The 13,494-nt window shown below is 71.4% G+C and carries 14 protein-coding genes; 12 read left to right on the top strand and 2 right to left on the bottom strand.

The window, feature by feature from the left end:
• The 8 genes from DLJ59_RS30655 to DLJ59_RS30620 all read left to right on the top strand — a co-directional run.
• Nucleotides 1-451, top strand: a 451-nt coding sequence (locus DLJ59_RS30655; RefSeq protein WP_244236310.1) for a glutamate-cysteine ligase family protein, incomplete at its 5' end; no start/stop codon positions are given.
• 20 nt (nucleotides 452-471) lie between these two features.
• On the top strand, nucleotides 472-1,818 hold the full coding sequence (gene egtB, locus DLJ59_RS30650) for an ergothioneine biosynthesis protein EgtB (protein ID WP_124777056.1): 1,347 nt from the start codon (nucleotides 472-474) through the stop codon (nucleotides 1,816-1,818).
• Between the two features lie 43 nt (nucleotides 1,819-1,861).
• The gene (gene egtC / locus DLJ59_RS30645) at nucleotides 1,862-2,638 is read left to right on the top strand and encodes an ergothioneine biosynthesis protein EgtC (protein WP_124777054.1); all 777 of its coding nucleotides are present in this window, start codon (nucleotides 1,862-1,864) and stop codon (nucleotides 2,636-2,638) included.
• Between the two features lie 20 nt (nucleotides 2,639-2,658).
• The gene (egtD, locus tag DLJ59_RS30640; RefSeq protein ID WP_124777051.1) at nucleotides 2,659-3,624 is read left to right on the top strand and encodes an L-histidine N(alpha)-methyltransferase; all 966 of its coding nucleotides are present in this window, start codon (nucleotides 2,659-2,661) and stop codon (nucleotides 3,622-3,624) included.
• Nucleotides 3,625-3,841: 217 nt separating this feature from the next.
• Nucleotides 3,842-4,429, top strand: coding sequence for a TMEM165/GDT1 family protein (locus DLJ59_RS30635; protein WP_091397848.1), 588 nt, complete (start codon nucleotides 3,842-3,844; stop codon nucleotides 4,427-4,429).
• Between the two features lie 39 nt (nucleotides 4,430-4,468).
• Entirely contained in the window at nucleotides 4,469-4,831 is a 363-nt protein-coding gene (locus DLJ59_RS30630; protein ID WP_124777049.1) for a DUF1622 domain-containing protein, read from the top strand.
• Nucleotides 4,828-5,151: a hypothetical protein gene (locus tag DLJ59_RS30625; RefSeq protein WP_124777047.1), complete on the top strand. Its 324-nt coding sequence runs from the start codon at nucleotides 4,828-4,830 to the stop codon at nucleotides 5,149-5,151. Before DLJ59_RS30630 ends, DLJ59_RS30625 begins: the two co-directional genes overlap by 4 nt.
• Nucleotides 5,152-5,155: 4 nt before the next feature.
• Nucleotides 5,156-5,353 (top strand): hypothetical protein, encoded by a 198-nt coding sequence (locus tag DLJ59_RS30620; RefSeq protein WP_124777044.1) that lies wholly within the window; start codon nucleotides 5,156-5,158, stop codon nucleotides 5,351-5,353.
• A gap of 90 nt (nucleotides 5,354-5,443) precedes the next feature.
• Here the strand turns inward: DLJ59_RS30620 and nhaA are convergent, their stop codons facing one another.
• Entirely contained in the window at nucleotides 5,444-6,811 is a 1,368-nt protein-coding gene (gene nhaA / locus DLJ59_RS30615; RefSeq protein WP_124777042.1) for a Na+/H+ antiporter NhaA, read from the bottom strand.
• A gap of 336 nt (nucleotides 6,812-7,147) precedes the next feature.
• On the opposite strand from nhaA, the gene DLJ59_RS30610 reads away from it, so the two are divergent.
• Entirely contained in the window at nucleotides 7,148-8,611 is a 1,464-nt protein-coding gene (locus DLJ59_RS30610) for a tyrosine-protein kinase domain-containing protein (RefSeq protein WP_124777040.1), read from the top strand.
• Here DLJ59_RS30610 and DLJ59_RS30605 read toward each other — a convergent pair.
• Complete coding sequence (locus DLJ59_RS30605) at nucleotides 8,592-9,146, bottom strand: arsenate reductase/protein-tyrosine-phosphatase family protein (RefSeq protein ID WP_124777038.1); 555 nt, start codon at nucleotides 9,144-9,146, stop codon at nucleotides 8,592-8,594. The genes DLJ59_RS30610 and DLJ59_RS30605 overlap by 20 nt on opposite strands.
• Nucleotides 9,147-9,314: 168 nt before the next feature.
• Between DLJ59_RS30605 and DLJ59_RS30600 the strand changes: the two genes are divergently transcribed.
• The 3 genes from DLJ59_RS30600 to DLJ59_RS30590 all read left to right on the top strand — a co-directional run bounded on the left by DLJ59_RS30600 (nucleotide 9,315) and on the right by DLJ59_RS30590 (nucleotide 13,089).
• Nucleotides 9,315-10,583, top strand: a complete 1,269-nt coding sequence (locus tag DLJ59_RS30600; protein WP_124777036.1) for a glycosyltransferase family 4 protein — start codon at nucleotides 9,315-9,317, stop codon at nucleotides 10,581-10,583.
• Between the two features lie 78 nt (nucleotides 10,584-10,661).
• On the top strand, nucleotides 10,662-12,446 hold the full coding sequence (locus tag DLJ59_RS30595) for a DUF4012 domain-containing protein (protein WP_124777034.1): 1,785 nt from the start codon (nucleotides 10,662-10,664) through the stop codon (nucleotides 12,444-12,446).
• A 13-nt stretch (nucleotides 12,447-12,459) separates the two neighbouring features.
• Nucleotides 12,460-13,089, top strand: coding sequence for a hypothetical protein (locus DLJ59_RS30590; RefSeq protein ID WP_124777032.1), 630 nt, complete (start codon nucleotides 12,460-12,462; stop codon nucleotides 13,087-13,089).
• Nucleotides 13,090-13,494: the final 405 nt, after the last annotated feature.

Below are 13,494 nucleotides of genomic sequence, written 5' to 3'. Positions count from 1 at the left end.
ACCGCGCAACGCCGACTGGGCCGCGCCGCCCGGCGTGACCTTCGCCGACTGGCTCGACGGCGCGCTGCCGCACTCGCCCACCACCGATGACCTCGACTACCACGTCAGCACTCTCTTCCCACCGGTGCGGCCGCGCGGCTACCTGGAGCTGCGCTACCTGGACGCCCAACCTGACCGGGACTGGACGCTGCCGTTGGCGGTGCTGACCGCCCTGTTCAGCGACCCGGGCACCGTGCGCGAGGCGTACACCGTCGCCACGCCGGTGGCGCACCGCTGGTCGGCCGCCGCCCGGCACGGTCTGGCCGACCCGGCGCTGGCCGCCGCGGCGGCGGCACTGCTCGACCTGTCCCTCACCGCCCTACCCCGACTGGAGCTGCCGACCAGCACCCACGACGAGATCCAGCGAGGTGTGCGCCGACGGCTGGCCGCCACAGAGAGGAGAGACCAGTGAGCGCGAGGAGTGAGCCGGGTTTGCGAGCCTCGCAGTCGCGAACGGAAGGCGCCCTCGACGGGGAGCAGTTGCGTGACCGCATCGCGACGGAGTTGGCGCGGGCTCGTGCCCGTAGCACGTTGTTGACCGAGGTGGTCGACGACGCCGACCTGATCCGCCAGCACTCACCGCTGATGTCGCCGTTGGTCTGGGACCTTGCCCATGTGGGTAACCAGGAGGAGCTCTGGTTGGTCCGTGATGTCGGGGGCCGGGAGCCGGTCCGGTGTGACATCGACGAGTTGTACGACGCGTTCAAGCAGCCGCGGCGGGACCGCCCCGCGCTGCCCCTGTTACCGCCCGCGGAGGCGCGCGCCTACCTGGCCACCGTTCGGGACAAGGTGCACGACCTGCTCGACGCGGTGGCCTTCACCGGGCGGCCGCTGGTCGCCGACGGGTTCGCCTTCGGCATGATCGTGCAGCACGAGCAGCAGCACGACGAGACGATGCTCGCCACCCATCAGCTGCGCTCCGGGCCGGCGGCGCTGCACGCCCCGCCGCCGCCCGAGCCGTCGGTTCGGGTCGGCGCGGAGGTGCTGGTGCCGGCCGGCGAGTTCAGCATGGGCACCGACACCGATCCGTGGGCGTTGGACAACGAACGTCCGGCACACCGGGTCGACCTCCCGGCGTACGTCATCGACGCCGCCCCGGTGACCAACGGTCAGTACGCGGCCTTCATCGCCGACGGCGGCTACACGGAGCAGCGCTGGTGGAGCCCGGCCGGTTGGGAGCATCGGGTTCGGGAGCAGCTCAGCGCGCCGATGCACTGGCGGCGCGACGGCGACGACTGGTGCTGTCGGCGCTTCGGTCGGTGGGCTCGGGTTCGCGCCGACGAGCCGGTGGTGCATGTGTGCTGGTACGAGGCGCAGGCGTACGCGGCGTGGGCCGGCAAGCGGCTACCGACCGAGGCGGAGTGGGAGAAGGCGGCCCGGTGGGATCCGACGACCGGGCGGTCGCGCCGTTACCCCTGGGGGGACGACGACCCGACCGAGGCGCACGCCAACCTCGACCAGCGGCATCTGTGGCCGGCGCCGGTGGGCGCGTACCCGGCGGGCGCTTCGCCGTTGGGTGTGCACCAGCTCATCGGCGATGTCTGGGAGTGGACCTCGACCGCGTTCGACGGGCATCCGGGGTTCACCGCGTTCCCCTATCGCGAATATTCGGAGGTCTTCTTCGGCGATGACTACCGGGTGCTGCGCGGTGGCTCGTTCGGCACCGACCGCTCTGCCTGTCGGGGCACCTTCCGCAACTGGGACTATCCGATCCGCCGGCAGATCTTCAGCGGTTTCCGCTGCGCCCGGGACGTGCGACCGGACGAGTCGTACCGGTGAGGGGCCGCAGGACCGGTGGCCCGGCGGCGGGCCGTGGGCGCTGATGTGCCGCCACCTGGCCTACCTGGGGCCGCCGGTCACCCTTGCCGAGCTGTTGTTCGACCCTCCGCATTCGTTGGTGCGGCAGTCCTGGGCACCCCGCGACATGCGCGGCGGCGGGACGATCAACGCCGACGGGTTCGGTGTCGGCTGGTACCCGGGTGAGGGTGAGCCGGTGCGGTACCGGCGGGCGCAGCCGATCTGGAGCGACCCGACCATCGCCCAGCTCGCCGCGGTGACCCGCAGTTCGGCGGTGCTGGCGGCGGTGCGCTCGGCCACGGTCGGGATGGCGGTGCTCGACGGCGCGGTGGCGCCCTTCGCCGAGGGGCGCTGGCTGTTCAGCCACAACGGTGTGGTCCGCGGCTGGCCGGACGCCGTGGTGCCGCTCGCCGCCGGTCTGCCGGTGCGTGATCTGCTCACCCTGGACGCCGCCACCGACTCGGCGCTGCTCTGGGCGCTGGTGCGGCATCGGTTGCGCGCTGGCGTCGACGCGGTCGAGGCGGTCGGGCGGACGGTGACCGACGTGGCCGCCGCCGCTCCCGGGTCGCGGCTCAACCTGCTGCTCAGCGACGGGCACCGGGTGGTGGCAAGTGTGGCAGGGCACGCGTTGTCGGTCCGCGAGGCGCCGGGTTCGGTGCTGCTCGCCTCCGAGCCACACGACGACGATCCCGGGTGGCGGTCGGTGCCGGAGGGGCACCTCGTCGTCGCCACCGCGGGCGAGGTGCGGGTAAATCCACTGCCGGCCCGGGTGCGCCTCGCCGGGCAGACACGCAACGGTTGATCGAACAGAGGAGCGAACCGATGACCGCGGAACCCCTGGAGATCTACCTCGAAGAGGGCGACCTGGAGCGCGGCCTGCGCGACGACGTCCGGGCCGGGCTGAGCGCGGAGCCGAAGTGGCTGCCGCCGAAGTGGTTCTACGACGCCCGGGGCAGCGAGCTGTTCGAGGAGATCACCCGACTGCCCGAGTACTACCCGACCCGGGCCGAGCGGGCGGTGCTGGCCGCGCGTGCCGGCGACATCGCGGCGCTGACCGGGGCCAAGACGCTCATCGAGTTGGGCTCCGGTTCGTCGGAGAAGACCCGGCTGCTGCTGGACGCCTTCACCCGCCGGGGTGGGCTGGGCACGTTCGTCCCCCTGGACGTGTCGGTCAGCGCGCTGCGGGGGTCCACCGCCCAGATCGCCGCCGACTATCCCCGCCTGCGGGTTCGGGGCATCGTGGGGGACTTCACCCGGCAACTGGATCGGCTGCCCACCGGCGGCCGGCGGTTGGTGGTGTTCCTCGGCGGCACCATCGGCAACCTGTTGCCCGCCGAGCGGGCCGAGTTCCTCACGGCGATGCGTGCCGCGCTGGAGGTCGGTGACTGGCTGTTGCTCGGCACGGACCTGGTGAAGGACCCGTCGGTGATCGTGCCCGCGTACGACGACGCCGCCGGGGTCACCGCCGAGTTCAACCGCAACGTGCTGTACGTGATCAATCGCGAGTTGGGTGCCGACTTCGACCCGCCCGCCTTTGCGCACGTCGCCGTCTGGGATTCCGACCACGAGTGGATCGAGATGCGGTTGCGGGCGACCCGGCCGATGAGCGTGCGGGTGCTGGGGCTGACCGTCGACTTCGCGGCGGGGGAGGAGCTGCGTACCGAGGTTTCGGCGAAGTTCCGCCCGGAGGGGATCGCCGCGGAGTTGGCCACGGCGGGCTTCGCCACCGCGGAGTTCTGGACCGATCCGGACGCGCTCTTCGGCGTCACGCTGGCGAGGGCGCGGTGAGCCTGTTCACCCGACTCGGCCGGGTCGGAGGGTGATCCGATAGGCTGGCCACGCGAAGGGGAGTAGCCCCCAATGTCGTGGTCGACATACTGGTGCGTTCCGCATCCGGCCACGCGGCCCCGGTGTTTTCGGGGCGGGCGAGACCTTCGACTCAGGCTGTTGCAGCCGGGTCGAGGGCACCCCTGTACCTCCTCCCGGCGTGAACGGGAAGGACGTCATGGAGGGATTTTTCGCCGCGCTGGTCGTCAGCTTCGGCGTCATCTTCGTCGCCGAGCTGGGGGACAAGTCCCAGCTGATGGCGCTGACTTTCGCCACGCGGTTCAAACCGATCCCGGTACTGATCGGCATCACGGTCGCCACCGCGGTGGTGCACCTGGCCTCGGTCGCCATCGGCGCGGGTCTCGGGGCGGTGCTGCCGACCGAGTGGATCTCCCTGGTGGCTGGTGTGGCGTTCCTCGGGTTCGGTGCGTGGACGCTGCGCGGGGACAAACTCACCGAGGAGGAGAAGCGTAAGGCGGAGAAGACCAACAAGACCGCGCTGGTGGCGGTGTCGGTGGCGTTCTTCCTCGCCGAGCTGGGCGACAAGACGATGCTGGCCACGATCACGCTCGCCACCAAGTACGGCTGGTTCGGCACCTGGCTCGGCTCCACCATCGGCATGGTGGCCGCGGACGCGCTGGCCATCCTGGTCGGCCGGATGCTCGGTCGGCGGCTGCCGGAGAAAGCCATCAAGTACGGTGCCGCGATCCTCTTCGCCATCTCCGGTCTCTGGCTGATCCTGGAGGCGGTGAACGAGCTGACCTGAGCGCCGACTAGCCGGCCCGTGGGCGGGTAACGGCCCGGGGTGGACCCGGCCGAGTTGTTACGCCAGGGCGACCAGGTGCTGGTTGCGGTGGTGGAGGTGGCCGGCGCGCTGGTGATCTTCGTTGGCGCGGTGTGGGCGGCGGTGCGGTTCGTGGTCGAGGGGCTGCGACACCGCACCGCCGCCCGCTTCACGCCGATTCGGCTCTCGCTGGGTCGCTTTCTGACCCTCGGCCTGGAATTCCAGCTGGCGGCCGACGTGCTGCGCACGGCGGTGTCCCCCTCGTTCGCGCAGATCGGCCAACTGGCCGCGATCGCGACGATCCGAACGGCGTTGAACTACTTCCTGGGCCGCGAGATCCGTCAGGAGCAGCGTCAGGTCACCGAAGGGGCGCGTCGACCATGATGGGCGCCCTGGTCACGGCGGTTACCGCCCTCGCGCTGGTCGCCGGGGTGGTCACCGTGCTCAGCACCGGGGCGCTGCGCAGCGGCGTCCGTATCCTGCTGGACCTGCTCACCGCGGCCGGCGTGCTCCGGCTCGCTGGTGAGCCGGGTTGGAACGGCCTGGCCGGCGCGGCGGCGATCATCGCCCTGCGCCAGCTGCTCGGGGTGGCGCTGAGCAGGCCACCGCCGTGGTCCGGCCGACAATCGCGGGCCCGCTGCGCCGACGACGATCACCACCTACCGTTGGCGTCGACAGGCGAAATCGGTAAAGCGGGAGGATGACCACATGGGTCGGCACGACGAACCTAACGAGTACGGCTTTGCCGGCGGTGCCACCGCACCGGAGCCGCAGCCCGGCGGGAAGCCCGACGAGCAGGATCGCGCCGAGGCGGTGGCGGTGCCGGGCGACGACCTCACCGGGCCGACGGCCGAGGCGTTGGTCGAGGAGACCGAGGACCTGCCGCCCGCCGACCGTCGCCACTGAGCGCAGGCCCCCGCGGTTGGTGCGGCTCGGCACGACGGCGAAACCCGCGCTGGTCGGGCCGCACGGCCACCGCGGGCCGCACCGGCGCTGTCACCGGGCGTCGGGGTGCTGGTAGACGTCGGGAACGCCGTCCCCGTCGGTGTCCAGCCGCTCCCGCTCCGCCACCCTCCGGTACGCCGCGTTGCGGCGGACGAGCACCGTGGCGGCCAGCCCGGCGGAGATCACCGAGCCGAGCAGCACTGCCGCCTTGACCCGGTCGTCTGCCGTGCTGCCCGCCCCGAAGGCCAGGTCGCCGATGAGCAGCGAGACGGTGAATCCGACGCCGGCCAGCAGGGCGATCCCGAGCAGGTCGACCCAGGTGATGTCCTCGTCCAGTTCGGCGCGGGTGAACCGGGCCAGCAGGTACGTCGAGCCGAAGATGCCGATGCTCTTGCCGAACACCAGACCGGCGACGATGGCGATCACGATCGGGTCGCGCAGCAGGGCGCCCAGGTCGGTGCCGCGAAGTGTGACCCCGGCGGCGAAGAGGGCGAAGATCGGCACCGCGAAGCCGGCCGACACCGGCCGCCAGCGGTGCTCCAGGCGGGCGGCGAGCCCACCCTCGCCCGCCTCCGCGGCGCCCGCCTGCTCGTTGCCGGTGGTCGGCTGGTCGCCGCCCGCGGGTCGACGGGCGAGCACCGGGACCGTGAAGCCGAGCAGGACCCCGGCGACCGTGGCGTGCACGCCCGAGGCGTGCATCAGTGTCCAGGCGGCGATTGCGAGGGGGATCAGCGCCCACCACCAGGTACGCCCTCGCTGCACCAGCACCGCGAAGAGCCCGATCGCCGCGAACGCGGCGAGCAGCGGAACGGGATGGAAGCCGGCGGTGTAGAAGATCGCGATGATGATGATCGCGAACAGGTCGTCGACCACCGCGAGGGTGAGCAGGAATGCGCGCAGGCCCTGGGGCAGATGTGAGCTGACCACCGCGAGTACGGCGAGCGCGAATGCGATGTCGGTGGCTGTCGGAATGGCCCAACCGCGCAGGCCCTCCCCGCCCCCGCTCAGCACCACCGCCACGTAGATCAGCGCCGGCAGCAGCATCCCGCCGAGCGCGGCCGCCATCGGCAGCGCGGCTCGGCGCGGGTCGCGGAGGTCACCGGCGACGAACTCCCGTTTGAGCTCCAGGCCCACCACGAAGAAGAAGATGGCCAGCAGGCCGTCGGCCGCCCAGGTGGCCAGATTCAGGTCGAGGTGCCAGGGCGCGCCGGGCCAGGGCACGACGTCGCCCAGCCGGGTGTACGAGTCGGACCACGGGGAGTTGGCCCAGATCAGCGCGATCACGGCGCCTGACAGCAGCAGCGCGCCACCGACGGTCTCGGTACGGAGCACGTCGGCCAGGTGCCGGGCCTCCGGCCAGGATGACCGGGAGAACAGTCGGATCTTCGGCGGCGCCGATGGCGGGGTGTGGCGGGTCATCTGCGGGCTCACCTAGGGGAGTCGGGACGGCAAAAATCCACTCGCCGACCAGGCTTCCCGGCACACCGTTGTCGACCCTATCCCGCGGTTCGGTCGGCGTGACCGCTGGGCCGATCGGATGCCATCCGATCGGCATCCGACTTTTCCCGGTTGTCGCCGCAGCCGAATGGGTGTTTGTCGGGTTGGTCATGCGGGCGTACATCACGCCACCGGAAAACACATAACTCCGGACATAAGCCGTATGAGCCGCTTTAATGGTTTCACGAGTTTAGAGACGACCTTGGGGGTTTTCGTGAAGTTCTTTGGCGTAACCGGACCGACACGGAGGCGCTCCTGATGGACCTGCTCCGCCAATTGCGCCACGTGCGTCGGCACTGGTGGGTCGCACTGGTCACGGTCATGGTGGCCCTCGGCATCTCGGCGTTCCTGACCGTACGGGCCCAACCCCGTTACGTCGCCTCGGTGACCTTCTTCGTTACCACCCCCAACTCGGGCGTCACCGACGCCTACCAGGGCGGGCTCTTCCTTCAGCAGCGCGTGAAGTCGTACGCCGACCTGCTCAGCAGTGACCGGCTGGCGCAGAGCGTGGTGGCCGAAACCCCGGTTGGCCTCACCGCGGACGAGGTGCAGCGCCGGGTGAGCACCTCCACCGAGACCGGCACCGTTCTGCTGCGGGCGTCGGTCACCGACACCGATCAGACCCGTGCGTTGCGGGTGACGGAGACCCTCGCCAACAAGTTCGTCGAACTCGTCCAGAAGGTCGAGACGACGCCGGAGGGCAAGGCGCCCATCAAGATCGAAGTGGTCAGTGGCCCGCGGGTCAGCGCCAACCCCGTCTCGCCGCAGCCGGTCCGCAACCTCGCCCTCGGTGGCGTGATCGGCCTGATCCTCGGCGTCGGCCTGGCGATCCTGCGGGGCGTCGCCGACGTCCGACTGCGCGACGCCGCCGGACTGCAACGCGCCACCGGCAGCGCGCTGCTCGGTGAGATTCCGTTCGAGGCCAACGCCCGCAGCGCCCCGCTCATCGTGGGCGACGCCGCGAACTCGGCGCGGGCCGAGGCGGTCCGCAAACTGCGAACCAACCTGCGCTTCGTGGACGTCCACGAGCCGGCCCGGGTCATCGCGGTGACCAGCGCCCTGCAGGGCGAGGGTAAGACCACGCTCTCCTGCAACCTGGCCATCGCGCTGGCCGAGGCGGGCTGGCGGGTGCTGCTGGTCGACGCGGATCTGCGCCGCCCGAAGGTCGACGACTACCTGGGCCTGGACGCCGGCGTCGGCCTCACCGACGTGCTGGTGGGCGACGTGAAGGTGGGCGACGTCGTGCAGCGCTGGGGAGACAAGTCGCTGTTGGTGCTGCCCAGTGGGTCCGCCCCGCCGAACCCGAGCGAACTGCTCGGCTCCAAGGCCATGTCGGATCTGCTGCTGGCGCTGCGCGAGTCGGCCGACATCGTGATCATCGACACCGCGCCGCTGCTCGCGGTGACCGACGGCGTGGTGGTGGCCGTGCAGGCCGACGGCGCGCTGCTGGTGACCCAGCAGGGTCGTACCTCCCGGACCCAGGTCGCCGCGGCGGCCCGTTCACTGCACTCGGTCTCGGTCCGGCTGCTCGGCTGTGTGCTGAACATGGCCAAGGTGGCCAAGGCTGAGGCGTACCAGTACGAGGCCTACCGGGTGGTCGCCTCGACGACCGGAGCATCGGTACCGGCCGACCGGGCCGCGTCCGGCCGGCACAGCGAGACCATCACCGGGGTCAACGGCGTCGCCGACCACACCCAGGAACTCACCCGGCTGCCCCGATGAGCGCGGCGAGGGGTCGCAGCGACCGTTCGATCTCCTCGGCGCAGAGTCGGAAATCGGCGGCGGTGCCGCCGATCGGGTCTCGAAGGTCGTCCGCGTCCGGGGCGGCCGGTTGCAGCCGTCCCCGGGCCTGGGCGGCGGCGGCGATCGCCGCCCCCAGCGGGTCGTCGGCCGACCCGGCGGGCGGCTCGGCCGCGGCGGCCAGCCGGCCGAACTGGCGCAGCGTGAACGTCCGGTGCAGCGCTCCCGGCGCCAACGCGGTGCAGACCGAACGTTGGCGTCGGGTCGCGGTCAGCACGAGCGTGGCGTCGACCAGGTACTCGGGGCGCAACACCCGGGTCCGGAACGCCGCCGGGTCCGCGCCGCTCTCGGTAGCGACCTCCACGGCGTACGGGTGCATGGCCAGCCCGTCGATCGCGTCGGTGCCGGCGCTGGCCACCTCGACGGGTCGGTCGGCCAGCAGCCGGCGGGCCAGGTACTCGGCCATCGGCGACCGGCACAGGTTGGCGTGGCAGACGAACAACACGCGATCAGGCATCGGTGCCCCTCTCATCGGTGCGGACCGGGGTGCGCGCACCGTGAGGGCGGTGCGTCGACGCCGGTGGCCGCGCGGGGAGGGGTTGTCGGCATCGTACGCGGGCCGCACACCCGCCGGCCGTGGTGCCGCGCCGGCCGACGTCGATCCGCGTCGGACGGGGGCGAACCGGTGAGGATCGGCATCCTGTCGTACCACTTTCCGCCCGAGCCGGCGTTCATCCCCGGGAGCCTCGCCGAGGAGTTGGCCGCGCGTGGGCACGAGGTACGGGTCCTCACCGGCTTTCCGGACTACCCCGGCGGGCACGTCTATCCCGGCTGGCGGCAGCGGTGGCACCACGAGACGCACAGCCAACGGCTCAGCGTCCGACGGGTGCCCCGGTACCCCGGGGGCGCCGCGTCCGTCGGCGGCCGGATGGCCAGCTACCTCTCCTTCGCTGGCAGTGCGGGGCTGGTCGCACGCCGGTTCCTTGGCGACGTCGACGCGCTCTACGTCTTCCAACTCCCGGCGACGACGTTCGCCGCCGCCGGGGTGCTCCGACTGCTTGGGCGAGTGCCGGCGGTGCTGCACGTGCAGGACGTCTGGGCTCGCGACGGCGCGGACGAGGGGAGCGAGGGGCGCTGGGCGGCGCGGCTGGGCAGCACGATGACCCGGATCTACCGGACCGCGGCGCGTATCGCGGTCGCCGCGCCGTCGATGCGGGATCTGGTGGTCGCCGCCGGTGCCGACCCGGCCCGGGTCCGGCTGGTGCTGAACTGGACCGACGAGCGGATCTTCCACCCGGCGACGCCCGGCGCGGCGGCCCGCCAGCTGGTCCGTCGGGACGGTCGGTGCGTGGTGATGCACGCCGGGACCATCGGGGCGCGGCAGGGGTTGGAAACCGCGGTCCGGGCGGCCGCGGCGCTGGACCGGACGATGGATCTGGTCCTGGTCGGTTCGGGAGCGGCGGAGCGGCGGGTGCGGGGGCTCGCCGCCGAGCTGGGTGCGGACAACGTCCGCTTCCTGGAGCGGCGGTCGCCGGTCGACATGCCCGAGCTGTACGCGGCCGCCGACTACCAGCTGGTCATGTCGCGCGACCTTCCGGAACTGCGTGGCACGGTGCCCGGCAAGCTGCAGGCCGCGCTCTCCTGCGCCTCGCCGGTGATCGCGTCGGCCGGCGGGGACACGGCCGAGCTGGTCGAACGGGCTCGGGCCGGGTTGTCCTGCCCACCGGAGGACTGGGCGGCGCTGGCGGACCGGTTCTGGTTGGCCGCCACCATTCCGCCGCCGACCCGCACCGAGATGGGGCGTCGGGGGCGGGCCGCGTACCTGCGTGAGATGTCGCTGCCCGCCGGGGTGGACCAGATCGAACGGCTGTTGCACGAGGCGGCCGGACGGGTCGCACCCCAGCCCGCAGGGCACCGCGAAGAAGACTCATCAAACGGGCAACAGTTGCAATAACGGTACGAAGTTCCCTAAGGCGTGCTAAGAACGTCTGGGAATCGACCTTCTGTCCGGTTCCGTGAACGGGAGTGTGGTGTGACGGAGAGCGAACGACCGATCCGGCGTCGGAGCCGGTCCCGGCGTCGTCGGCGTGCCCGACTGCGACGGGCCCTCCTCGGCGCCCTGGTAGTCGGCTCGCTGCTGCTGGCGACCGGCGGATGGATCGGCTTCCGCGGTTGGCAGGCGCGCGCTCACCTGCTCAACGCCGCTGGGCTGGCGCGGGAGTTGAGCGCCCAGGTGGTCGGTGGGGACAGTGACCGGGCGCTGCGGACCCTCGCCGCGCTGCAGGAGCAGGCCGGTGCGGCTCGAGCCGCGACGACCGACCCGAGTTGGCGGCTCGGCCGGCATACGCCGATCGCCGGCGACGACCTCGACGCCGTTCGGCAGATCGCCATTGCCATCGACGACCTGGCCCGGCAGGCGTTCCCGACCCTGCTCCGCACCGACCTGACCAGCCTGGTGCCGAGCGGCGGCCGGCTCGACCTGGCCCGACTCACCGCCGTCTCCGCCGAGCTGACCCAGGTGCACGAGTCGGTCCAGCGCACGCGCCGGGACCTGGCCGCGGTGCCCGCCGACCGGCTGGTCAGCCAGATTCGGCAGGCGCTGACCGACCTGCGTGCCGAGATCGACCGGCTGGCCAGCCTCACCACGGCCGCCGACCAGGGAGCCCGCCTGCTGCCGCCGCTGCTCGGCGCGAACGGCCCACGCAAGTACCTGCTCGTCTCGCAGAACCTCGCCGAACTGCGTGCGACCGGCGGCATGTTCGGTGCGTACGCGATGATCGAGGCCGAGAACGGCAAGGTGAAGATGGGCAAGCAGGGCAGCAGTGCCTCGTTTGGTCTGTTCACCCCGGGGCTGAAGGTGCCTGCCGAGATCCGTGCCCTCTGGACCGACCTGCCCGGCATCTATCCCGCCGACGTCAATCTGTCTCCGCACTTCCCGACCGCGGCCAAGTTGTACCGCGAGATGTTCCGGCGCAAGACCGGCACCACTGTCGACGGCGTGCTCGCCGTCGACCCGGTGGTGCTGTCCTACCTGTTGAAGGCGACCGGCCCGGTGCTCGTGCCCGGCGGTGTGCCGCTCGCCAGCGAGAAGGTCGTGCAGACCCTGCTCAATGACAGCTACCAACGGCTGGACGTCAAGCAGCAGGACGAGTTCTTCGCGGCATCGGCGGCAGCGGTGTTCGACGCCTTTTTCAAGAAGAATGTCAACTCGAAGGTGTTGTTGTCCGCATTTGACCGTGCTATCACTGAACGCCGGATATTGTTCTGGAGTGCCCGACCTGAGGAACAGCGGACATTCGGCGACAGCCGGATGGCCGGGACGCTTCCGGAACAGGACACCGTGCCGACAGTCGGCGTGTTCCTCAACGACGGCAGTGGCGCGAAGCTCGGCTACTACCTGCGGCCGACGGCGAACCTCACGGTCGGCGAATGCCGACCTGACGGCCGCCGCGAGCTCCGGCTGCGGGTGACCCTCCGCTCGACGGCGCCGAAGTCCGGACTCAGCAAGTCGGTCCTCGGCCTCGGCCTGGCTGGTGATCCGTACACCGCACGCACGTTGGTGTCGATCTTCAGCCCGGCTGGTGGAGCGGTGCTCGAGGCCCGGCTCGACGGGGTCGAGACGGCACTTGGCAGCGGCACCGAACGCCGCCGTCAGGTGGCGACGGCCAGCGTGGATGTCGGCCCCGGTGCCGAGAGGGCGCTGGAGGTCACCGTGCTGACGGCCAAGACCGGCGTCGGGCAGGCCGAGCTGTGGCTGACCCCCACCGCCAGCCCCTGGACCACCCAAGTTCATTCCGCACCAAGCTGTGACCAGTAGGAGGGAACCAATCATGCGGCTATCCCGCATCATCATGGCGCTCACGGTCGGCCTGGCCGTGGTGGCCGTGCCGACGGCAGCGGGGGCGGCACAGCCGCAGCCGGCGCCCAGCGCGACCACTGACCCGCCCCAGCCGCCACCGTACCCGCCGGCAGCCGCTTCGCTGACCGTCAACCGGCCGACGATCTTCCTCGGCGAGACGGTGTTGCTGACCGGCACCGGCTTCGGTCCGAACGAGACCGTCGACATCTCGGTGACCGTGACTCCGATGGCCGCCCCCGCTGGCGGTCAGGCTCCGGCTCGCCGGAGCGACGGCACCACCGTGGCCATGACCCCGGTGGCCTACCAGGCGAGCGCGCCCCTGAACTTCACGGCGTTCACCAACGCCCAGGGTCGCTTCACCAAGAGCTACCGGCCGTCGGTGACGGGTCTGCTGACCTTCACCGCCACCGGTCGGGAGTCCGGCCGGACCGCCACCACCGAGCTGCGGGTGCTGCACAAGAAGCAGCCGCTGCCCGTCACGGGTGACAGCCTCGGCACGCCCATGAAGCTCGGCGGCGGCCTCGTCGGCGCCGGAGCGGTCATGCTGCTGCTGACCCTGGCCTGGCGTCGCCGCCAGCGCTTCGGTGGTGCGGCGCACTAATCAACACCACCGGGCTACGCCCGGATCGCACGGAAGCTGGCGCCCGTCGGAACACTCCGACGGGCGCCAGCCCGTCCGCCGGTACGCCCGGCCCTCCAGCGCCACCCCTTCAAGTCCGGAGACGACCGGGCCGTGCGATGACCACGTCCGATCCAAGGGGTGTTGTGTCCGCCTTGCGGCGTTTCGTGCGCCGAGTCGATCGTGATCGACTCGTGTTTCATGAAGTCGGGGTGTCCCGCCGCCCGGGATACCCCGTTTTCCGTGAACCCGAGTGGATCACCGGGTGGGGGCCCGCTTTCGACGCCGCAGGTCGGTGGCGTGTGGGTGGTTTGTCCGGTGGCGGGTGGGGTGTGGTCGGTCGCACTCGTGGGCTGGAATCGTGGCCGGGTCGGGGTCGTTGAATAC

Source organism: Micromonospora inaquosa, from assembly GCF_003857055.1.
Classification (GTDB): Bacteria; Actinomycetota; Actinomycetes; order Mycobacteriales; family Micromonosporaceae; genus Micromonospora; species Micromonospora inaquosa.
Note: the sequence above shows the minus strand (reverse complement) of the source record. Positions and strands in the feature narration are given on the sequence as shown.